The organism is Devosia sp. XGJD_8, assembly GCF_046614475.1.
Taxonomy (GTDB): Bacteria; Pseudomonadota; Alphaproteobacteria; order Rhizobiales; family Devosiaceae; genus Devosia.
Genome location: NZ_JBKJHF010000001.1, coordinates 1,677,199 through 1,698,044, shown reverse-complemented (window position 1 = coordinate 1,698,044; position 20,846 = coordinate 1,677,199). Strand labels below are relative to the sequence as shown.

General features: G+C 62.8%; 24 protein-coding genes and 1 riboswitch. Of the genes, 6 read left to right on the top strand and 18 right to left on the bottom strand.

Annotated elements, in window-relative coordinates; genetic code table 11:
- Positions 1–155 precede the first annotated feature (155 nt).
- The 6 genes from ACLI1C_RS07955 to ACLI1C_RS07930 form a co-directional block, all read right to left on the bottom strand.
- Complete coding sequence (locus tag ACLI1C_RS07955; protein ID WP_411396335.1) at positions 156–611, bottom strand: MerR family transcriptional regulator; 456 nt, start codon at positions 609–611, stop codon at positions 156–158.
- 26 nt (positions 612–637) lie between these two features.
- Positions 638–949, bottom strand: coding sequence for an integration host factor subunit alpha (locus tag ACLI1C_RS07950; protein WP_056229170.1), 312 nt, complete (start codon positions 947–949; stop codon positions 638–640).
- A gap of 237 nt (positions 950–1,186) precedes the next feature.
- Positions 1,187–2,164, bottom strand: coding sequence for a beta-ketoacyl-ACP synthase III (locus ACLI1C_RS07945; protein WP_411396334.1), 978 nt, complete (start codon positions 2,162–2,164; stop codon positions 1,187–1,189).
- Complete coding sequence (gene plsX / locus ACLI1C_RS07940) at positions 2,161–3,231, bottom strand: phosphate acyltransferase PlsX (RefSeq protein ID WP_411396333.1); 1,071 nt, start codon at positions 3,229–3,231, stop codon at positions 2,161–2,163. Before plsX ends, ACLI1C_RS07945 begins: the two co-directional genes overlap by 4 nt.
- A 77-nt stretch (positions 3,232–3,308) precedes the next feature.
- Positions 3,309–3,860 carry a YceD family protein gene (locus ACLI1C_RS07935; RefSeq protein ID WP_411396332.1) on the bottom strand — a complete coding sequence of 184 codons (552 nt, stop codon included), beginning with the start codon at positions 3,858–3,860 and terminating at the stop codon, positions 3,309–3,311.
- A complete protein-coding gene (locus ACLI1C_RS07930) occupies positions 3,857–4,384 on the bottom strand; it encodes a ubiquinol-cytochrome C chaperone family protein (RefSeq protein ID WP_411396331.1) in 528 nt (175 codons plus the stop codon). Before ACLI1C_RS07930 ends, ACLI1C_RS07935 begins: the two co-directional genes overlap by 4 nt.
- Positions 4,385–4,551: 167 nt before the next feature.
- On the opposite strand from ACLI1C_RS07930, the gene ACLI1C_RS07925 reads away from it, so the two are divergent.
- Positions 4,552–5,001, top strand: a complete 450-nt coding sequence (locus ACLI1C_RS07925) for an outer membrane protein assembly factor BamE (protein WP_411396330.1) — start codon at positions 4,552–4,554, stop codon at positions 4,999–5,001.
- 66 nt (positions 5,002–5,067) lie between these two features.
- On the opposite strand, the gene nusB is transcribed toward ACLI1C_RS07925, so the two are convergent.
- The 8 genes from nusB to ACLI1C_RS07885 all read right to left on the bottom strand — a co-directional run bounded on the left by nusB (position 5,068) and on the right by ACLI1C_RS07885 (position 11,822).
- Positions 5,068–5,562 (bottom strand): transcription antitermination factor NusB, encoded by a 495-nt coding sequence (gene nusB / locus ACLI1C_RS07920; RefSeq protein ID WP_411396329.1) that lies wholly within the window; start codon positions 5,560–5,562, stop codon positions 5,068–5,070.
- Between the two features lie 102 nt (positions 5,563–5,664).
- Positions 5,665–6,768 (bottom strand): bifunctional diaminohydroxyphosphoribosylaminopyrimidine deaminase/5-amino-6-(5-phosphoribosylamino)uracil reductase RibD, encoded by a 1,104-nt coding sequence (gene ribD / locus ACLI1C_RS07915; protein WP_411396328.1) that lies wholly within the window; start codon positions 6,766–6,768, stop codon positions 5,665–5,667.
- A complete protein-coding gene (nrdR, locus tag ACLI1C_RS07910; RefSeq protein ID WP_411396327.1) occupies positions 6,765–7,241 on the bottom strand; it encodes a transcriptional regulator NrdR in 477 nt (158 codons plus the stop codon). The genes ribD and nrdR overlap by 4 nt, the downstream gene beginning before the upstream one ends.
- Before the next feature lie 9 nt (positions 7,242–7,250).
- A complete protein-coding gene (glyA, locus tag ACLI1C_RS07905; protein ID WP_411396326.1) occupies positions 7,251–8,552 on the bottom strand; it encodes a serine hydroxymethyltransferase in 1,302 nt (433 codons plus the stop codon).
- A 121-nt stretch (positions 8,553–8,673) separates the two neighbouring features.
- Positions 8,674–8,756: riboswitch (ZMP/ZTP riboswitch) on the bottom strand.
- A 50-nt stretch (positions 8,757–8,806) separates the two neighbouring features.
- Positions 8,807–9,022 carry a DUF6898 family protein gene (locus tag ACLI1C_RS07900; RefSeq protein ID WP_411396325.1) on the bottom strand — a complete coding sequence of 72 codons (216 nt, stop codon included), beginning with the start codon at positions 9,020–9,022 and terminating at the stop codon, positions 8,807–8,809.
- A 166-nt stretch (positions 9,023–9,188) separates the two neighbouring features.
- On the bottom strand, positions 9,189–10,352 hold the full coding sequence (locus ACLI1C_RS07895; protein ID WP_411396324.1) for a L,D-transpeptidase family protein: 1,164 nt from the start codon (positions 10,350–10,352) through the stop codon (positions 9,189–9,191).
- 340 nt (positions 10,353–10,692) lie between these two features.
- Positions 10,693–11,202: a transcriptional regulator LdtR gene (ldtR, locus tag ACLI1C_RS07890; protein WP_056252463.1), complete on the bottom strand. Its 510-nt coding sequence runs from the start codon at positions 11,200–11,202 to the stop codon at positions 10,693–10,695.
- Between the two features lie 212 nt (positions 11,203–11,414).
- Positions 11,415–11,822 (bottom strand): hypothetical protein, encoded by a 408-nt coding sequence (locus ACLI1C_RS07885; protein ID WP_411396323.1) that lies wholly within the window; start codon positions 11,820–11,822, stop codon positions 11,415–11,417.
- A 127-nt stretch (positions 11,823–11,949) separates the two neighbouring features.
- Here ACLI1C_RS07885 and ACLI1C_RS07880 point away from each other — a divergent pair, with 127 nt between their 5' ends.
- Entirely contained in the window at positions 11,950–12,681 is a 732-nt protein-coding gene (locus ACLI1C_RS07880) for a helix-turn-helix domain-containing protein (RefSeq protein ID WP_411396322.1), read from the top strand.
- Here ACLI1C_RS07880 and ACLI1C_RS07875 read toward each other — a convergent pair.
- A complete protein-coding gene (locus tag ACLI1C_RS07875) occupies positions 12,678–13,067 on the bottom strand; it encodes a hypothetical protein (RefSeq protein WP_411396321.1) in 390 nt (129 codons plus the stop codon). The two genes, ACLI1C_RS07880 and ACLI1C_RS07875, sit on opposite strands and share 4 nt — an antisense overlap.
- Before the next feature lie 94 nt (positions 13,068–13,161).
- Here ACLI1C_RS07875 and hemB point away from each other — a divergent pair, with 94 nt between their 5' ends.
- From hemB to ACLI1C_RS07855, 4 genes are all read left to right on the top strand, one after another.
- Positions 13,162–14,175: a porphobilinogen synthase gene (gene hemB / locus ACLI1C_RS07870; RefSeq protein ID WP_411396320.1), complete on the top strand. Its 1,014-nt coding sequence runs from the start codon at positions 13,162–13,164 to the stop codon at positions 14,173–14,175.
- Positions 14,176–14,235: 60 nt separating this feature from the next.
- Positions 14,236–14,754, top strand: a complete 519-nt coding sequence (locus tag ACLI1C_RS07865) for an RDD family protein (protein WP_411396319.1) — start codon at positions 14,236–14,238, stop codon at positions 14,752–14,754.
- Between the two features lie 60 nt (positions 14,755–14,814).
- Entirely contained in the window at positions 14,815–15,543 is a 729-nt protein-coding gene (locus tag ACLI1C_RS07860) for an arginyltransferase (RefSeq protein ID WP_411396318.1), read from the top strand.
- A gap of 90 nt (positions 15,544–15,633) precedes the next feature.
- Positions 15,634–16,623: an endonuclease/exonuclease/phosphatase family protein gene (locus ACLI1C_RS07855; RefSeq protein WP_411396317.1), complete on the top strand. Its 990-nt coding sequence runs from the start codon at positions 15,634–15,636 to the stop codon at positions 16,621–16,623.
- Here ACLI1C_RS07855 and ACLI1C_RS07850 read toward each other — a convergent pair whose 3' ends face one another.
- The 3 genes from ACLI1C_RS07850 to recO form a co-directional block, all read right to left on the bottom strand.
- On the bottom strand, positions 16,624–16,938 hold the full coding sequence (locus ACLI1C_RS07850; RefSeq protein ID WP_411396316.1) for a Dabb family protein: 315 nt from the start codon (positions 16,936–16,938) through the stop codon (positions 16,624–16,626).
- Positions 16,935–19,205, bottom strand: a complete 2,271-nt coding sequence (parC, locus tag ACLI1C_RS07845) for a DNA topoisomerase IV subunit A (protein WP_411396315.1) — start codon at positions 19,203–19,205, stop codon at positions 16,935–16,937. The genes ACLI1C_RS07850 and parC overlap by 4 nt, the downstream gene beginning before the upstream one ends.
- Positions 19,206–19,987: 782 nt before the next feature.
- A complete protein-coding gene (recO, locus tag ACLI1C_RS07840) occupies positions 19,988–20,695 on the bottom strand; it encodes a DNA repair protein RecO (protein ID WP_411396314.1) in 708 nt (235 codons plus the stop codon).
- Positions 20,696–20,846 lie beyond the last annotated feature (151 nt).

Below are 20,846 nucleotides of genomic sequence, written 5' to 3'. Positions count from 1 at the left end.
TTTCTCTCCGGGAATGGCAGGCTGGCGCAACATATGCACCGGTTTGATGTCAGTCTAGAATATTCATTCCAGACCATGACAGAAGCATGTCGCGCATCGGTGCCTCATGCTGCTGGTGAGGGGTCTGGACAGCGCGACGCGCAGGTGGCGTGCGGTCAGGTCTCGCGGGCGCGTTCGAGGATGCGCTTGCACTCCAGCAATTCGCGCAGGACGTCCGACAGCTTGTCGCGGGATTCCCGGTCGAGGCCGGGGCTCGCCAGCATCACGGCTTCTTCGATCTCCGCCTCGTCGCCGGCGGCCTCGGCCTGCTCGATCATCGGCAGGATGTCTTCGAGCGGCTTACCCTCGCCCACGGCGATGACATAGCGGCTGCCCTGGTCCTTGAGGATGCGCTGCACGCCCTTGATGGTGAAACCCTGATCATAGAGCAGGTGGCGGATGCCGCGCAGCAGCAACACGTCTTCCGGGCGGTAGTAGCGGCGGCCGCCGCCGCGCTTCAGGGGCTTGATCGTTGAGAAACGAGTCTCCCAGAAGCGCAGGACATGCTGTGGCAGGTCCAGCTCATCGGCGGCTTCGGATATCGTCCGGAAGGCGTCTGGCGACTTATCCACGGAGGCTGAGACTCGCTCTGGATGGCTTATTTTCCAGCACGAACCATAGATTTGTTGATCTTGGACTTCAACACATTGGACGGTTTGAACACAAGAACCTGTCGGGGGAGGATCGGCACCTCCTCACCCGTCTTGGGATTGCGGCCGATGCGCTCGTTCTTGGAGCGGACCTGGAAGGAGCCGAATGAGGACAGTTTGACGTTTGCACCGGTGATCAGGGCGTCCCCGATAAGCTCGAGCACCCGCTCCACCAGTTCCGCCGATTCGGTCCGTGACAGCCCGACTGTGCCATATACCGCCTCGGCCAGATCGGCCCGCGTAATCGTCTTCTGCGTCATTCGTACCCCCGTGTTGTCGAAAGGTGCAAATTCCCACGCCGGGACGGCTGGCGTCCCTGATCAAGTTGCTGCCGGCACGGCCCAACGGGCCGAACCATAGCGCGGGAATCCTTCCCTTCGCGCAGCGCTACCAACCGTCATAAACCCCTCATGCGGTTGATTTCGGCGCTGTGTTCCTCCACCCAAAAAGACACTAACGCCTTGAAAGGCTTAAGGTCAATCACGAGGCGACAGGTGTTACCAGCGAATGAGACAGGCGCCCCAGGTAAAGCCACCGCCCATGGCTTCGAGCATGACGAGGTCCCCGGCCTTGATGCGGCCATCGGCAACGGCCGTGCTCAGGGCAAGCGGCACCGATGCGGCCGATGTATTGGCGTGCAGGTCGACGGTCATCACCACCTTTTCCGGCGGCAGGCGCAGCTTGTTCCCTGCCCCCTCGATGATGCGCTTGTTGGCCTGATGCGGCACGAACCAGTCAAGATCGTCGACGGTGTAGCCGGTCTTGTCGAGCGTGGCATAGACCACGTCGGTGATCTTGCCGACGGCATGGCGGAACACTTCGGGGCCCTGCATGTGCACATGGCCGGTCGTGCCGGTGGTGGACGGGCCGCCATCGACATAGAGCTTGTCCCAGTGGTGACCGTCGGAGCGAAGTGCCGAAGCCAGGATACCGCGCTCGGGAGCGTCATCCTCGAGTTCGATCTTCTCCACCACCATGGCGCCGGCGCCATCGCCGAACAGCACGCAGGTGGTGCGATCGGTCCAGTCGAGCAGGCGGGAGAAGGTCTCGGCACCAATGACCAGCGCCCGGGTGGCTAGGCCGTTCTTGATATAGCTGTCCGCGGTGGCCAAGGCATAGACGAAGCCCGAGCAGACGGCCTGGATATCGAAAGCCATGCCGTGATGCATGCCAAGCTTCATCTGCACCAGAGTCGCAGCGGCCGGAAATGTATAATCCGGCGTTGTGGTAGCGACGATGATCAGGTCGATGTCGTCGGGGGTGACGCCCGCCGCCGCCATGGCTTTCCTGGCCGCCTCTACCGCGAGATCGGACGTGAACTGTCCCTCGGCGGCGATGTGGCGCTCCTTGATGCCGACGCGCTGCTGAATCCACTCGTCGGAGGTGTCGACCATAGTGGCCAGTTCGGCATTGGTCAGCACCTTCTCAGGCAAGTAGCCGCCGACACCGCGGATGATGGTACGCGTTTTGGTCACGCCGGTTTCGCCTCAGGTTCTGCTTCGGTTGCGACTGCCGCAGCCTTGATGGGGAAGCGCTTCATGGTTTCATCGATCTTGTCGATCAGGCGGCTATGCGCCATCTCGTAAGCCAGACTCAGCGCGCTCTTGTATCCGATCTCATCAGTCCCGCCGTGCGATTTGATGACGATCCCATTGAGACCCATGAACACGCCGCCGTTGACGGTGCGCGGGTCCATCCGGCGCCGCAGGGCATTGAGTGCCGAGCTGGCGAACAGTGCGCCGATGCGGCTCATCAGATTGGATTTGAGTGCGCTGCGCAGATAGGAGCCGACCTGGCGGGCTGTGCCCTCGGCGGTCTTGAGCGCGACATTGCCGACAAAGCCTTCGGTCACGACAACGTCCACGGTGCCCTTGCCGATATCATCGCCTTCGACAAACCCATGATAGGTGAAACCGGAGCCGCTGGCCTCGGTCAGGATGCGCCCGGCTTCCTTGATGAAGTCGAGGCCCTTGACCTCCTCGGTGCCGACATTGAGCAGACCGACGGTCGGGGATTCGGCCTCGAAAAGGCAACGCGCCAGTGCCGAGCCAAGAATGGCATAGTCAACCAGCTGCTGGGCATCCGCGCCGATGGTCGCGCCCATATCGAGCACGATGATGTCGGTGCGCAGCGTCGGCCAGATGGCGGCGATGCCCGGGCGGGAAATGCCCTTCATCGGCCGCAGGCAAAAGGTGGCCATGGCCATCAGGGCGCCGGTATTCCCGCCGGAAATGGCGACATCGGCCTCGTTGTCCTTCACCGCCTGGATCGACATCCACATCGAGGACGTGCCCTTGCCCTTGCGCAGGGCCTGGCTGGGCTTCTCGTCCATGGCGATGACAAGATCACAGTGGCGGATGGTGGAGGCGGGCTTGAGATCGGGAAATTCATCGAGCAGAGGAGCGATCTGCTCCTCACGCCCATGGAAGATGAAACGGATATTCTTATGCTCGCGCAGCGCCAAATGGGCGCCGTGGATCACCGCACGGGGGGCATTGTCTCCACCCATCGCATCCACTGATATCGTTATTGTATCGGTCATTTCCGCCCGTTCTACGCCCCGCGAGGAGGCAGCCAAACATATCCCATCGGGGAGTCGGTGCAAGCCGGCGCTTGTCGCTACCGGTCGATATCGGTGGACTTCTTGAGCTTTTTGAGGGCAGCAAAGGGCCCAGCAGCTTCGTCTCCAAGGTCAACCCCAAGGGAATCCAGACCCTCGCCCGGAAGGCGGGGATAGGGATCGATGGCAAGGGCCAGGGTCTCGATCAGCAATGCGCTGAGATCAACTTCCGGGCCGTCGATGTGATCGGGAAAGTCCTCATCCTCAAGGTCGACGAAGATCTCCGAGCCTGGCGTTGGCTTGTGATCCTGGGCCTCGGGAAGAAATACCCGGTCGATTGCCTCGTCGATATGCTGTCCAACCGGTTCGAACGTCACAACCGAGGGCTGCACGATGTCCGCGACAAGGCGCCCCTGGGCTCGCAGGCCGCCGCGCAGTGGTGCCACCATCAAGGTGGCCTCGAAGGAGTCGATCGCGCTCAGCTTGAGCAGTTCGGCAAGCGCTGCACGAGTGGGCGCGTCGAGCGAAACCGCCAGGTCCCGCCCGGAGGATGGCATACGGTCGATGCGTACAACCGCATCGAACAGAGGAGGCGTTGCGGAAGCGGTCACGCTGCAGCCTCAAAGCTCAGGGCGCCGCTCGTAATGGCACTGGCGGGCTGGGATGCCAGTGCCCGGTCCTCGGCGAGGAGGTAGTCGGCAAGGGACGCGACATGCGGGCCGGGGACACCATCGAAGATGTTGCGCGCCAGCACGTCCTGCAAAGCTGCGGCGTCATTGCGGTCCATCGCCTCATTCAGCGCGGCCAGCAGCCCGAAGAAGAGGTTGCCCATCTTCTGGATGCGCTTGGGCACGCCCAGATCGCCCACGCCCATCTCGCGCAAGGACCGATCCATGTCCTTGAAGAACAGATCGAACACCGCCTGGCTGAATTGCTTCTGCGCTCCGGATTCGGCGCGCAGGCGACGAAACAGCAGCGCCATGTGCAGGCTAATCATGTCGAAGCGTCCCGTGACCGTGTCAGGGACGCCCCACTCGGCGTAGAACCGGGGTTGCCGGGATTGCGCCACAATGGCGCTATAGACGGCGTAAACCGGTTCGGTAGCTGTGTTCTTGCGAAACAGGGACAGGATCATGGGATTGCGCTCAGCATCTTGATCGGCCTAACAGGGGGCAAACAGGCCTGCCGGTCCATTGCCAGCTTGCCAGACGGACAAGTAGGCAGCTAAACATTCCGGCGGCTACAAGGGCCGCCGCCTTGTCGCCGTGCCTATAGTCGAGAGCCATCGGGAAAGTCAAATTCATGTCCTTGCGTACCGCCACCGGTCCAATAGCGCCGCTTGCCGCTGCCGCCCTGCTCGCATTGGCCTTGGCTGCCTGCACCAGCAGCAACTCGCTGATCACGCAGCGGACCCAGGGATATGAGATATCCGACAGTGCACTGGCGCAGATCCGTCCCGGCCAGAGCAAGGAGCTGGTCACGCTGGTGCTCGGCTCGCCGCAGTCGACCAATACGTTCGGTGACCAGTCTGCATTCTATTATGTCGAGACCAAGGTGCGCCAGACGTCGTTCGGCATGACGATGATCGACTCGCGCACCGTGCTGGTCGTCTATTTCGACAAGAACAACAAGGTGGTCGACAAGGCCGTCTATGGTCTGCAGGACGGCAAGACCGTCGCCATCGAGAGCCGCCGTACCCAGTCCTTTGGCGAGGACCGCACATTCATCGACCAGATCCTGCAGAGCTTCTAGGCCGCAGTTGGACGAATTGAAAAGCCCCGGGAAACCGGGGCTTTTTGTTCTCAGAAGCGGTTGTGCCTACACAGTCCCGGTCAGGTCGGTGCCGGCTTCGCGCGCCATGGCATCGAGGGCGGCGTTGACGAGGCCGGTGGCATCGTCTTCGTAGAAGGCCTTGGCCACATCCACATATTCAGTGATGACAACGCGGGGCGGGATGTCCTTGCGACGCAGCAGTTCGAATGCGGCGGCGCGCAGAATAGCGCGCAAGGTGGCATCAACCCGTTCCACCGGCCATCCCTCGGCGAGCGCCCGATCAACGGCGGGGTCGATAGCCAGCTGATGCTTGGTCACACCGGTGACGATCTGGCGGAAGAAATCGGCATCGGCGGGCAAATACTGTTCGCCTTCAACCTCGCGGCCCAGGTGGAATGCGCCGAACTGGGCCAGGGTGTCTTCGAGCGTCGCGCGGCCAACGTCCATCTGGTAGAGGGCCTGGACGGCTGCAAGGCGAGCGGCACCGCGCTGGTTGGCAAGGCGGTCGGCTTTGGGGTCGCGTTTGGGGGCGTCGGCCATAACTGCTTTCATCTTCATTGAGTGGCCGCGGGGCCGCGCTGCCATCGCTGGCGTCGCAACCCAATAATCTTCCGCGGATGGAACTTCAACAGGCGTTGCGGCTCAATTGGGTCGCGATGGACGCTCGTAAAGCACCAAAGTGTCGTCGCCGAGGCGCTGGCGCCCTGTCTCGGCAAGGCCGGCGGCGCCCAGCAAGTCGGCGATAGGACCATCGGGACTGGCTGGTACGCCACCTTCTCCCACACTCAGAGGCGACAGGATCAGCGCGAAGCGGTCGACAAGATCGGCCTCCAGCAGACCGGCAACGAGACGCTGGCCTGGTTCGACCAGGAGATTCTGGATTCCCTTGCGGCCCAGCGCCGTGAGTGCTGCTTCAAGGTCTGGACGACCCTGACTGCCGGCGACACGGATGGTTTCGACCGATACCGGCGCATCGACCGCCACACCGGTTTCCGCAATGACCGCAGTACGATAGCCGGAAAACCTACCAACAAGATTCACTTTGCGATCAATGCCACCCGCTCCAGCAAGTACGACGCGAAGAGGGGTGCGGAGTGCCAGGCCGGGCAGAGCCACGGTCAGGGCGGGATCGTCGGAGCGGGCAGTGGCGGCACCGACAAGGATTGCATCGGCGCGGGTGCGCTGCAGGTCGATCCAGTTGGATGAGGGCTGCCCGGCAATGGGTGCCCTGCCCGCCCCGCTGCGGCCAAGCATACCGTCGGCAGAGGCGACAAGAACGGCCGTTACGAAGGGGCGCGCCGTGGTGTGACGAAGGGTATGACCAGCATGAAGGGCGAGCGACGGAGCATGGTTAGCCAGCACTGTTTCGACGCCGGCCGATTCCAGGTGGCCGATGCTGCCGGCTGCCTGCGGATCGAGGTTGGCTGCGCCAATGACCACGCGCATGATGCCGGCGCGAATGATTGCATCTACGCAGGGCGGTGTGCGCCCCCAGTGGTGGCAAGGCTCAAGGGTCAGGTAGAGCGTGCATCCGGCAGCCTCGAAGCCCGCCACTGCGATGGCCTGCGACTCGGCATGGGGTCTGCCGCCCTTGGCCGTTACCGCTCGCGAGACCAGGGTTTGAGACCGCGGATCGACGAGCAGGGCGGCCACGGCAGGCTCGTCAGCCGTAGTGCCAACAAAGGGCGATGCATAGCGCACGGCGGCATCGAGCCAGCGCCTGTCTTCTGCCGTGAGCTCGGTCACTCGTCGTCCCGCAGCGTGCCCTGCCCTTCAGCCAATTCTGCCAGGAAGTCGCGGAAGTCGTCGGCAGCGGAAAAGTTCTTGTAGACCGAGGCGAAACGCACGAAGGCGACGTCGTCGAGGCCCTTGAGACCATCCATCACATATTCACCGATCTGGTCGGAGGTCACTTCCACATCGCCCAGGCTTTCGAGCTGGCGGACAATGCCGGAAATCATGCGTTCGATTCGATCGGCCTCGACGGCGCGCTTGCGCAGGGCGGTATAGACCGACCGTGCCAGTTTCTCCCGGTCAAAGGGCACCTTGCGGCCGCTCTTCTTGACCACGGTCAGATCGCGCAACTGCACCCGCTCGAAAGTGGTAAAGCGGCCGCCGCATCCATTACAGACGCGGCGGCGGCGAATGGCGCCAGAATCCTCGGTCGGCCGGCTGTCCTTGACCTGCGTATCGTCGTTGCCGCAATAGGGACAGCGCATGAGGAGCCCTTACTGGCCGTAGATCGGGAAGCGGTCGGTGAGGATCTTCACCTTGGCGCGAACCTGAGCTTCAACGGCACCGTTGTTCTCGTCGCCATTTTCCTTGAGCCCATCGAGAACTTCGATGATCAGCTCACCGATCAGCTTGAACTCAGCCTCGCCAAAACCACGCGACGTCCCTGCTGGAGTACCCAGGCGGATTCCCGAGGTAATGGCCGGCTTCTCGGGATCGAAGGGCACAGCGTTCTTGTTGCAGGTGATATGCGCGCGCTCCAGAGCCTGCTCTGTCGCCTTGCCGGTCAGGCCCTTGGGACGCAGATCGACCAGCATCAGGTGATTGTCGGTGCCCTTGCTGACGATATCGACGCCGCCCTTGACCAGGGTCTCCGCCAATACCTTGGCATTGGCCACGACCTGACGGGCGTAGTCCTTGAACTCGGGCTGAAGGGCTTCCTTGAAGGCGACCGCCTTGGCAGCGATGACATGCATCAACGGACCGCCCTGGATGCCGGGGAAGATCGCCGAATTGATCTTCTTGGCAATATCCTCGTCATTGGTGAGGATCAGGCCGCCGCGGGGGCCGCGCAGAGTTTTGTGCGTGGTCGTCGTGGCGACGTGGGCATGCGGGAACGGGCTGGGATACTGGCCACCGGCGACGAGCCCTGCCACATGGGCCATGTCGACGAAGAGGATGGCGCCCACTTCATCGGCAATGGCGCGGAACTCTGCCCAGTCCATGATGCGGGAATAGGCCGAGAAACCGGCCACGATCATCTTGGGCTTGTGCTCGTGCGCCAGCTGGCGAACCTGGTCCATGTCCACCAGGCCGTCCTGCTTGCGCAGGCCATATTGGATGGCGTTGAACCACTTGCCGGACTGGTTGGGCTTGGCGCCGTGCGTCAGGTGGCCGCCAGCGTCGAGCGACATGCCGAGGATGGTGTCGCCGGGCTGGATCAGCGCCTGATAGACGCCCTGGTTGGCTTGCGAGCCCGAATTTGGCTGCACATTGGCGAAACCGACGCCGAAAAGCTGCTTGGCACGTTCGATCGCCAGCGTTTCGGCAACGTCGACATACTGGCAGCCGCCATAATAGCGGCGGCCGGGATAGCCTTCTGCATACTTGTTGGTTAGCACCGAGCCCTGCGCTTCGAGCACGGCCTGGGAAACGATGTTCTCCGAGGCGATCAGCTCGATCTCGCCCTGCTGCCTGCCCAGTTCATCCTGGACGGCACGGGCGATTTCCGGATCGGTCTCTGCCAGCGAATTCGAAAAGAAGCTCGGGAAAGGCGAGGTGGACATTGCAGCGCTCATGGGAAAATGACCTCGCAGGAAACGAAACAGATCGGCGTTCCGGTGGCTTTACCACGTGGCGAAGTGCGATTCCAAGGCCGACAAAGCTGGGATATGTGCATGGGGGCTCCCCTAGTGTGCGAATGGGTGCCCAGGCGAGCGGCTCTACAAGGTTCGCGTTCCCCGATGGTTACCCATCTCTTCTCGCCAGTCGCGCGAACGTAGTGATTATGTCGCAGAATGCTCATGAGGGAAAGAGGCAATGGCTGCACGGGTCAAGCGAACCTGCCGGGCGTGACCGGAGGGGGCACTGGGGCCGCTTCGGCAAGCTTCTTGCGAAGCTTGGCCAGCGCGACCTGCTGCATCTGGTATCGGGTGGCGTTGACCGGGGTTACGACAATCACTTCGACACCGGTGGCGGCATCGACGGCGGCGACCCGCATCTGCTGGCCGACCTGCACGAACTCGAAATAGACCTCACCATCAGCCATGAGCGCCCCCTGCCCGCACTCTAGCCGATTCTCTGGCTTCCAATAGAAGACGCCCTCCACGAGGGAGGGCGCTTAACACACGGGGATAGAGTATTCGTGGGCCACAGGCCTCATGGCCTTGCCCCTCAAATCGCGCCACTGGCGCGATTTGCCCTGCGGGGCGGCGTCAAGCCTGTTCGAAGGACACCTTGCCCTGCGCGTCGAACTCATAGACGTCGTCGCGGAAGCTGACAGTTCCCTGGCGATTGGCCCAGGCGGTGATGTAGGTAGTGTGGATCGGCACGCGCGCCTTGCATTCCACGTCAAGGCGCTGGAGCGACGCGAAGGTGGAGTCCACCTTGTTCTGATCCCAGTCTCCATTGTCGCGCAACAGCCAATTAACCAGTTGATTGACGCCGTCGACACGCACGCAACCGGAGGAGTGGAAGCGGGCATTCTCGCCGAAGAGAGCCTTGGTGGGCGTATCGTGCAGATAGCAGTCATAAGGATTGTAGAAGTTGATCTTGCAGTGCCCCATGGAGTTGGCCGCGCCCGGCTCCTGGCGGTACATGTAATTCACTTCCGCATCCGAGATGTTGACCCAATTGATCGACTGCGGGTCGATCTTGTTGCCAGAACCATCATATATGAAGATGTTCTGCTCAGTGAGATAGTTCGGATTTTCCTGCATGTACTTGGTCAGGTCCTGGCGGACAAGCGACTTAGGCACGTGCCAATAGGGATTGAAATTGATCTGGCTGATCTTGCTGGCCATGATCGGCGTTGCACGCTCTACCCGGCCCACGACCGCAGTGTGGCGCTGCTCGACCATACCATCATTGACCGCCTCGATCGTGGCGGCGGGAATGTTGACCACCACATAGCGCGGGCTCAGGCTTGCGGCCATGTTCTGGACGCGCGTGTAATTCAGGTAAAGCTGCTGCAGGCGCGTGGCAGCGGGCACATTCATCGCATACCAGGTCGCCTCATCCACCTGGCCGTTGACGATCAGGCCATGGCGGGCCTGGAAACTGCGGACGCCGCGGTCGGTGGCTTCGTCGAACAGGTCGTTGACATTGGGCACCAGGACCATGTCGCCCGAGGAAATCAGGCGGCGCTTGAGCGCAATCACGGGTTCGCCGGACTTGCCGATCGAGAGGCGGAACGCCTCCTGCGGTATTTCCTCCCAGCCGCCATTGGCGACGAAGGGCTCATACTGGGAAATCGCCAGTTGCAGATTATAGACCGTGTCGAAGGAGAGGATCGGCTCGTTGGTGGCGATCAGCGCCTCGGCGGCTGCCGTATTGCCATCCTTGTCGACGTTGCGCAGCACGTTGCCGCGACTCATCATGTCGAACACAGATTCCTGCCCACGCGCGAGCGCCGGCAGAGCCAGGGATGCGCCGGCCACGGCCGTGTACCGGAGCAGAGAACGTCTATTCAGCCGCATTGAGTCACCCGAAATTGTCAGCCGCAAAGCAGAGCGGTTATTACCATTGCACCCCGCGGCTCACAACGCGGTCAACCGCAAGTGAACCGAGCAAGTCTTGGTGAATCAAGAATACTCGGGAAATGGTTTCAAACCACGTAATGAGCGAAATTGCGCGGGTTTGCGGCACAAATGTGAACGCCGGCCCTAGGGACCGGCGTTTGCAATCGAGTGTAGCGCAGCAGCAACAGTTGTCTGGCGCCTAGAGCTTGTAGAGGATCTGGTCGACCCAGAAGCGCTCGAGCCGGGCAAGGGCCTTATTGAGGCCGTCGAATTCGTCGTCGCCCAGACCGCCGACCTTGTCGATCGACTTGAGGTGACGATCGTAGAGCTCGTCGATGACCTCGGCCACTTCCTCGCCCTTTGGGGTCAGCTTGATGCGGACCGAGCGGCGGTCGGAGCGCGACCGCTCCTGGAAGATGTAGCCGGTTTCGACCAGTTTCTTGAGATTGTACGAGACGTTCGAGCCGAGATAGTAGCCGCGGGAGCGAAGCTCGCCGGCGGTTAGTTCGGCATCGCCGATGTTGAACATCAGCAGGGCCTGGACCGGGTTGATATCGTCCCACCCCATGCGGTCGAACTCATCCTTGATGAGATCGAGCAGGCGGCGGTGCAGGCGTTCGACCCGGGAAACCGCTTCCAGATAGAGCGGCTTAAGGCTCTGCGGACGTTCCGGAACGATGGCCTCTGCTGCGTTGGATTTGATTGCCATTTGTGCCTCACTGTTTTTGCAGTCTGCGCGATTTCTTCGCATCTCATGAGGCCAAACTACGGCGTCCGGACTAAGATCGCCCTAAGCGGCGTGATTAAGAGCATGTTACTGGAATGCAATGAGAATTTGGCTTTATTCTTCGTTACACCGGTGCATAAATTTGTAACCTTACGCGAGTGTGAAGGGCGGCGAGTCCGCCCTTCACACTACCATCATGCCAAGAGCGAACGGGCTCCAAAAAGCTTCAGTGCCAAGACTGCGGCGACCGCTACGCCCTGCCCCGCCAGCAGGGCCATACCTGCCGGGCTGAGGTTGGCGGCATGGAGCATGATCAGCGCCAGACTGCCCAGGACCCAGGCGATATCGCCGGCTATGTTGCCGAGAACAAGGGGCCGCGCTGGAACGGCCATTCGCGCGATCCAGGCGTTGAAGGCGGCCCAGGGCAGGAGCAGCAGGCCGATCGTCCAGAGGAAGGCCGAAGGCAGGGTCCAGCCCGCAAGTCCGGTCAGGGCGTCGGCCGACACCAGCAGCGCCAGCCCCATGGCTAGCGAGCCTATGGCATCGAGCCAATAGACGAGATGGGGGTCGAGGCGCGGAAGGGTTTGCACTTGGGTGGTCACGGCGGATCTCCATGCTCCGTTTTGTGGTGACCACAGCGTGGGGGAGCAACGTCATGGTCTCAATTACCTCCCAGGTAATGGAATGCGGCGGCAGACAGGGGCATGGTGTGAGAAATGGAGGATGCGAATGTTCAGCGCGATGTTGCGGGAGTGGCGCGGCCTGAGGGGGATGAGCCAGTTGGACCTGGCGCTGAGCGCCGAGGTGTCGGCCCGGCACATCTCGTTCATCGAATCCGAGCGGTCAAAACCCAGCAGCGACATGGTGCTGCGGCTTGCCGAAGCGCTGAACCTGCCGCTGCGCGAGCGCAATGGCCTCCTGGTCGCGGCCGGATATGCGCCGCAGTTTGGCGACAGCGAATGGCACAGCGATGCCATGGCCGATGTGCGTCGCGCCGCCGCGCTGCTGCTGGCGGCGCATGAGCCACATCCGGCCATAGTGCTTGACGCTGCCTTCAACATTCTCGACGCCAATCCCGGTGCGCGCGGGATGATGGGAGTCAGCGCCGACACAGGAGCGCCGGTCAATCTTGTCGACCTGGTCTTCAGACCTGGCGCGGTCCGCGCTTCGATCGTGAACTGGGTGGAGGTGGCAGAGTACCTGCTGCATCGGATGCGGGACGGCGTGCGCCGGCAAGGGCCGCAGTCGCCCATAGGCGCTGTGATGCGCCGCGCCATGACGCAAGCGGGGGCCGCAGAGCTTTCCCCGGTGCGCGGGCGCGGACATGGCGCGGTGGTGCTGCCGCTGGAGTTCCGGATCGACGGACACGTCACGCGCTGGTTCACCACTGTGACCAGCTTTGGCGCCCCACAGGATGCCCTGGTCGAGGACATCACGATCGAGCAGTTCCACCCGGCCTAGTCGGTCGCGCGGGCACGCTCTAGGCGGATGGAGAGCACGAAGATGATCGTGATGGCTGCCAGCAGCACAAGGCGGACGGCAAAGGCGAAGGCCGTCATGCGCACATCGGGGTTGCCCAGCAGGTAGAGCGCCAGTTCTGCCGCGGTGGACCCGACCAGCAGGACTGCCCCCCAACTGGCCTTGATCCAAAGCCCCACTGCCGCGAAGAGGCGCGCCAGGGCGAAGATCGCCAGGTAGACGAAGCCGGACATGCCCATGGTGGCAATGGGACTGGCATCGCCCAGGCCGACCCCGAGCAAGCGTGCCGCATCGTTCAGGCCCAGCAGGAGGCTGATGATGGCAACAATGCGGATATAGATGCCGATTGGCTGGGCGTTGAAATCCATGCCGGTTTCTATCGCCCCACGGCGGATGCGACAAGCCGGAGCTTGGAGGGCGCCCGTGGCGCTGATAAACGAGTGCCACCAAAAGGAGCGAGCCATGGCCCAGGATTGGCAGAAGCACGACATGGAATTTCTTGGCGGTCGCCGCTTGCGGCGGACGCGCAGGACGGCGTGGAGCCGGGCCATGGTGCGCGAGACCATGCTCACCCCCTCGGACCTCATCTGGCCGCTCTTCGTCATCGAGGGGCACAACGAGAAGACGCAGATCCGCACCATGCCGGGAGTCGAACGGCTGAGCGTCGATTTGTGCGTCGAGGCCGCCAAGGCGGCCCGCGACGCCGGCATTCCCGCGCTGGCGCTGTTTCCCAATACCCCGGACCACCTGCGCAGCGAGAGTGGCGCCGAGGCCTATAACCCGGACAATCTGATGTGCCGGGCACTCAGCGCCATCAAGGACGTGGTGCCGGAAGTCGGGCTGATCGCCGACGTGGCGCTGGACGAGTATTCGAGCGATGGCCAGGACGGCTTGGTGCGCGACGGCGAAATTCTCAATGACGAGACGGTCGCCGTGATGATCCGCTCGGCGCTGGTGCAGAGCAAGGCGGGGGCGGACATCATCGCGCCATCGGACATGATGGACGGGCGCGTGGGTGCCATTCGCGAGGCGCTGGACGGGGAAGGGTTCGAGCAGACGCAGATCATGGCCTATGCGGCCAAATATGCGTCCTACTATTACGGGCCGTTCCGCGAAGCGGTGGGGTCGGGCAGCCGGCTCAAGGGCGACAAGCGCACCTATCAGATGGACTATGCCAATTCCGACGAGGCGATGCGCGAGATCGAGCAGGATATTGCCGAAGGCGCGGACAGCGTCATGGTCAAGCCCGGGCTGCCCTATCTCGATATCGTGCGCCGGGCCAAGGACAGCTTCAACATTCCCATCTACGCCTACCAGGTGAGCGGGGAATTCGCGATGATCGAAATGGCAGCAGCGGCAGGCGCCATCGACCGCAAGGGCGCGATCCTTGAGAGCCTCTGGGCTTTCAAGCGAGCCGGCGCCAGCGGCGTGCTGACCTATTTTGCGCTGGAAGTGGCGCGCGAACTGGGACGCTGAGGTCACATTTCTGTGCCCTTGCCTCTTGCAGAGAGCGGGCAGCATGACAATGTTTCGGTCATGAACCAGACCGAGACCATGCGCCCCGCCCTGCCCGACCCTGCAACGGCCCCCGAACTGTTCGAGGGGGTGCTGACGCGACGGGTTATTGCGTTCATCATCGACCTCATTGCGATGGGGGCGATGATCCTGGCGTTCAGCCTTGTTGGGCTGATTGCGGGCTTTCTGACCTTCGGGCTGGCCTGGCTGGCCCTGGTCTTCGTGATCCCGGCTACCATCGTGCTCTATTATGGCGCTACCCTCGGCTCGGCCAAGCGCGCCACCCTGGGCATGCAGATGATGGACATCGTGCTGACGCCAACGCGTGGCCAGCCGCTCGATGGGTGGATGGCGATCATCCATGCCGGGGTGTTCTGGATCACCGCCTGGATTTCGCTGCCGCTGTCGCTGGTCTTTACCCTGTTCACGCCGCGCCGGCAGATGATTCACGACCTGATCGTGGGCACGCTCATGGTCCGTCGCTCGCCGATGGTACGCCATTGGCAGGCCCGTTCGGGCCGCCCGACCGCGGCCTATTGACCCCGTTGCCCGAGGGGACGCAGGAGCGTACACTCTCCTGAATGCATCCAAGGGTCTTAGATGACCGACCAGACGCCGGAAACCACACAGCTCTTCCTGACCGCGGCCATGCCGTGTCCCTACCTGCCCGGCAAGCAGGAGCGGAAGCTGTTTACCCATCTGTCGGGCCGCCGCGCGTCGAGCCTGCATCACCTGCTGAGCGAAAACGGCTTCCGCCGCAGCCAGAACCTGATCTATCGCCCGGCATGCGAAGGCTGCAATGCCTGCCAGTCGGTGCGAATCGTCGCCAATGATTTCGTGGCGTCCGGCCGTTTCCGGCGCGTGCTGCGCCACAATGACGACCTTTCGGTCGAGGTTCGTCCGACCACGGCGACCAGCGAACAGTATGAGTTGTTCAAGCGCTACCTGGAATCGCGCCATGCCGGCGGTGGCATGAACCAGATGAGTTTCGTCGACTATGAATACATGGTCGAGGATACGCCGGTGCAATCGGTGCTGGTGGAATACCGGCTGCGCGACCATCCGGACCAGACCCTGGTGGCGGTGGCGCTGACCGATGTGATGCCCGATGGGTTGTCCATGGTCTATTCCTTCTACGACCCCGACCTCGCCGCGCGGAGCCTGGGGACGTATCTCATCCTTGACCACATAGCGCAGGTGCGCTCGGCCGCGCTGGACTATGTCTATCTGGGCTACTGGGTCAAAGAATCCCCCAAGATGGCCTACAAGGCGCTGTTCCGACCGCTGGAAGTGCAGCGCGGAACGCTTGGCTGGTGCCCGCTCGACTGAGCGGCGCACACGGGATTTTTGATTGCCGCAGCCATGGTTGCGCCATAAGTGTCGGCGACATCGCTTGACGCTTTCCCTCCCGGACTTTCCATGTCTTTTCTTCTCAAGCTGATCCAGCTTGGCCTTGTGCTCGGCGCGCTGGGCGTTGCGACATTTGCCATTCTGGCGCTGTTCGGCTTCGCCGTTCCAGAGCTCGACCTGCTCAACCATGCCCAGATCCTGCTGCTGCCGGGCACGCTGATCGCCGTGCTGGTGCTGGCCCTGATGCTGCGGGGATGGGTCCGTGGGGCAGCTGTCATCTATGCGTTGGTGGGTTTGGCAGCGTCGGTCAATGTGATGCTGCCCGAATATCTCGGCTCACTGCGGGCGCGCCCGGCGGCGCCGGAGGTCGGCACCATCACGATGATGACCCACAACCTGTTCGGCATGAACTACGAGATGGAGAAGGTCACTGCGGCCATCTTTGCCGAGGATCCGGATATCATCGTGTTGCAGGAATATTTCGGCGAGCAAGCGAGCGAGCTGCACCCGCTGCTGCTGGCGGAATATCCCAACTTCGTGCGCTGCCGCGGCGGCAAGCGGGCCAATCTGGGGCTCTATTCGCGCCTGCCCTTCGACCAGCAGGAGGATGGCGCCTGCCCCAGCGACGCCTACGGCACCACGCGAACGGCGCATATCCTCGCCCGCTTCCAGACCGAGGACGGCAAGGCTTTTTCGGTCATCACCACGCATATGGACTGGCCTATCCCCGTTGCACGCCAGCGGGAACAGCTTGATGCGCTTTCCGATGTGGTGGATGAAATCGAGGGGCCGATGATCCTGGCGGGGGATTTCAACTCGACGCCGTGGTCGTATTCGCTGCGGCAGTTCGTGGCGGGTAATGGGCTCGTGCGGGAGACGATGAACCTGCTCACCTTTCCGATGAGCTGGTATTATTTCGGCGCCTGGCGCGACACCCTGCCCTTCCTGCCCCTGGACCATGTGATGACCCGAAACGGCATCTTGGTGCATGAGATCCATGCCGGCCGGGCGACGGCGAGCGATCACCTGCCGGTGGTGTTCAGCTTCTCGGTGGAGTGATCAGTCCGCGATCTTGAGGTCAAAGACCATCAGGCCGTCGGGTCCGCCTTCAAGAGCGGCGACGAGGCGGGAGCCAGCCGCCTTATGGGCGGGATCGACCAGATAGCGATCGCGGGCTGCCTCATCGGCGAGGTCCATGATGAAACCGTCGTTGAAGCCCTTGGCCATGCCCTCGGGCGAGACATTGGGGCCGAAATCAGCGGAGAGCAGGCCATCGATCTGCCCGACCAGGGCGGCGAGGCCGGCATAGATCTCGGCGCGTTCATCGGCGGAGACGCCGGAGCGGAATTTCACGAAGACGCAGTGGCGGATCATCCGACAAACCTGTTGTTGCGAGGGAAGCCGTTGGGGGGCTGGCGGCCGGCGGTGGCGCGGTCGCCGAGCCAGTCGGTGAGCTCTTCCATCGGCTTGGTATAGGTGCGGCCGGAGGAGTCGGTCCAGGTCAGGCCGTCGGCGGCATAGAAGGTCTTGAGGTCGGAAATGCCGCCATCCTTGTATTTCTGCAGACGTACGCCCTTGCCGCGGCCCATGGCGGCCAGCTGGGTCAGCGGGAAGACCAGAAGCTTGCGGTTCTGACCGATGACGGCGACGCGATCGCCATTGACGGGGACCAGCAGGGCCGCCTCGTCGGGCGTGCCGACATTGAGGACCTGCTTGCCCTTGCGGGTATTGGCGACCATGTCGTCTTCGCTGACGATGAAGCCGTAACCGGCAGCCGAGGCGATGATGCGCTTCTGACCCGGGCGGTAGATGAAGATATCGACGATATCCTGACCTTCCTCGATATCGACAATGATGCGGACCGGCTCGCCCTGGCCGCGGCCGCCCGGCAGCTTGTCGCCGGAGAGGGTATAGACCTTGCCGCCGGTGGTGAGCATCAGCAGCTTGTCGGTGGTCTCGCATTTGAGGGCGAGCTTCAGACGGTCGCCGGACTTAAAGCCCTTTTCGTCATTGACCTCCACGGCATGGCCGCGCGGTGCACGGATCCAGCCCTTCTCGGAGAGGATGACGGTGATCGGCTCGCGCTCGATGAAGGCCTCGGTGACCTCGGATAGGTCGGCATTGGGGGCATCCATCAGGATGGTGCGGCGGGCGCCCAGCGCATGCGGGCTGCCATCTGGGTTGGTCAGCGGATAGGCCTTCTTGAGGGCCTCGATTTCCTTGCTGATGGCGCCCCATTGCCGCTTGTCGGACGCGAGCAGGATTTCGAGATGCCCCTGCTCGTCGGTCAGCGCGGCATGCTCCTTGCGCAACTCGATTTCCTCGAGCTTGCGCAGCGAGCGCAGGCGCATGTTGAGGATGGCTTCGGCCTGCACATCGGTGAGCTCGAACGTGCTCATCAGGCTGGCCTTGGCATCATCCTCCTCGCGGATGATGCGGATCACCTCATCGAGATTGAGATAGGCGATGATATAGCCGCCCAGCACTTCGAGGCGGTGGGCGATCTGCTCCAGCCGATGCTGGGAGCGGCGGACCAGCACTTCCTTGCGATGTTCGAGCCAGGCCTTGAGGGCCTGGGCAAGACTCATCACCTTGGGCACGGTGCCGCGATCGAGCACGTTGAGGTTGAGCGGGAAGCGAGTCTCAAGGTCGGTGGTCTTGAACAGCTGCTCCATCAGAATGACCGCATCGACGGTGCGGGCGCGTGGCTCGAGCACGAGGCGGATATCGTCCGAGGATTCGTCGCGGACGTCCTTGAGCAGCGGCAGTTTCTTGGCGAGCAGGAGTTCGGCGATCTTTTCGACGAGGCGCGACTTCTGGATGCCGTAGGGAATTTCGGTGACGACGATGAGATAGACGCCGCGGCCGGTCTCCTCGACATTCCACTTGGCGCGCAGGCGGAAGGAACCGCGGCCGGTGGCATAGGAGTTGGCGATGGAGGAGGCCGATTCCACCATAATTCCGCCGGTAGGGAAGTCCGGGCCCTTCACGTAGTGAGTCAGGTCCTGCGCGGAAGCGTCTGGATTGACATTGATAAGATGCAGCGCCGCGTCGCAAAGCTCGGCGACATTGTGGGGCGGCACCGAGGTGGCCATGCCCACGGCGATGCCGGTGGAGCCATTGGCGAGCAGATTGGGGAAGTTGGACGGCAGGACGACCGGCTCTTCGTCTTCGCCGTCATAGGTCGGCTTGAAGTCGATGGCATTCTCGGTGATGCCTTCGAGCAGACGCATGGCCACGTCGGTCATGCGGCTTTCGGTGTAGCGCATGGCGGCGGCGTTATCGCCATCGATATTGCCGAAATTGCCCTGCCCGTCGACAAGCGGATAGCGCAGGGCGAAGTCCTGCGCGAGGCGGACCAGCGCGTCATAGATGGACTGGTCGCCATGCGGGTGGAACTTACCGATCACATCGCCGACGATACGGGCGGACTTCTTGTAGCCCTGGCCCGGATCGAGCTTGAGCAGGCGCATGGCGTGGATAATGCGGCGATGCACGGGCTTGAGCCCGTCACGCGCATCGGGCAGCGCACGCTGGGTGATGGTGGACAGGGCGTAGGAGAGGTACCGCTCCTCGATGGCCTGCTTGAGATCGACGACGCGCTGGTCGTCGGCAGGCGGGAGGGTATCGCTTTCAGACATCGGCAGGCATTCCGGGAGAACGAATCAGGAAAGCAGTATAGCCGCTGGAGTGCCCGAACTCACAATTTACGGCAGGAATGCGGGGTTCTACACGATTTATGGACGCGCGGAAGCGCCGCCTGGAGTGCGGTTGTCGTGTGGTTCGGTCTGCTCACCGAGTGAGCAGTGATGGCGAGGCGACTGCCTCGAAGGTTAGTTTTGGATAGTGAGACAGACGCCTCGCCATCACGCCGGGATTTTTCACACACGCATCGAGCGGCCGCCCTTTCGGATTTTATCGCTTCCGTTCCGTCTGGAGGTTCGTGCCATTCGCGCATAGCGCTCATGGCCTTGCCCTGCGGGACGGCGCGAGGCCGGTGGTCAGCATACATGCGGGAGCCTGGCGACCCATGCTCCCCGGCAGTCTGGCCCGCTCATCACTCGTCATGATCGCGCTCTGGCGGGTAGATGAGGTGATTATGCAGGAGGTCTGGCGGAGGGGGATAAGTTTGTGGTGGGGCGAAAAAGGTCAACGCGGGCGGAGGGTTAGCCCAGCGTTTCCTGGAGAGCACATATCGGGCGTGCGACCCCACCCCCTCCTACCTCCCCCATCAAGGGGGAGGTTTCGCTCCACTCGTGAGGCACGATCGAGTCCGAACCACTGAACCACGCCTCCCCCTTAATGGGGGAGGCCGGGAGGGGATGGGCCGCAAGCGCCGAGCTCCGGCAGGGCCGCCTCCCCGTCTCAAGAAACGCGGTGTCATCCCGGGTGGGGAGATTTCTGGGCAGCCCTTGCGGTCGCCCTAATCCTCGCGGCTCAGCATCCCCACCAGGCCATCGCGGATCGTGGGATGGTCCAGTTGCCTGGGGCCCCAGACCTGGCTTTGGAGGAAGTGCCCCGTCAGGCTCAGCGCGTCGGCGATGTCGTGCGGGCTCGCATTGCCGCGGGCGGTGAGGAAACTGGGGAGGGGCAGCAGGCGGTCGAGATAGGGGGCGGCAGCCGCGCGGGAGACGGCGCGGCCGGATTTGGGGGAGACGTGGGTCAGGTCCTCGGTGGTGCCGGTGACGGCGCAGGCGGTGAGGTCGAGGCCGAAGCCGAGGTCTTCGAGCAAGGCGAGTTCGAAGCGCGCCAGGGCAGCGCCGTCAGGTGGACTGTCGATGAGGCGGAGCGCCATGCCGAGCAGGCGATCATGCGGGTCGCGCTCGGGCAGAAGACGGAGATGTTCGCAGAGCAGCTGGCTGAGATAGAGGCGGGTGCGATCCTCGATCAGCGCGGCGGCGCGGGCGGTCAGCAGTTCGACGGAGAACATGCCGAGCTGGTCTTCAAGGCGGGCGCGCCAGGTGAGCTGGATCGTGTTGCCGGGCTGCAGGACTGCGGCGAGGCGGCGGGTGCGGCCACCGCGGACGAGGCCAAGATGGCGACCGCGGCCGGCGACCATGGCCTCGGCAATGACGCTGGTCTCGCCGTGGCGGCGGACGCCGATCAGGAGGGCTTCACCGGTCCATTCCATCTATTGGGTTTCGCGTATGTGGAGGGATACCCCCCTCCGAGCGCCGCTAGGCGCTGCGCGCCAAGCTTTGCTTGCCTCCCCCACAAGGGGGGAGGTAGGCACCGTGGATTGGGCTAAATCATGCCGCAAGCTCGATGCCACCCTCCCTCTT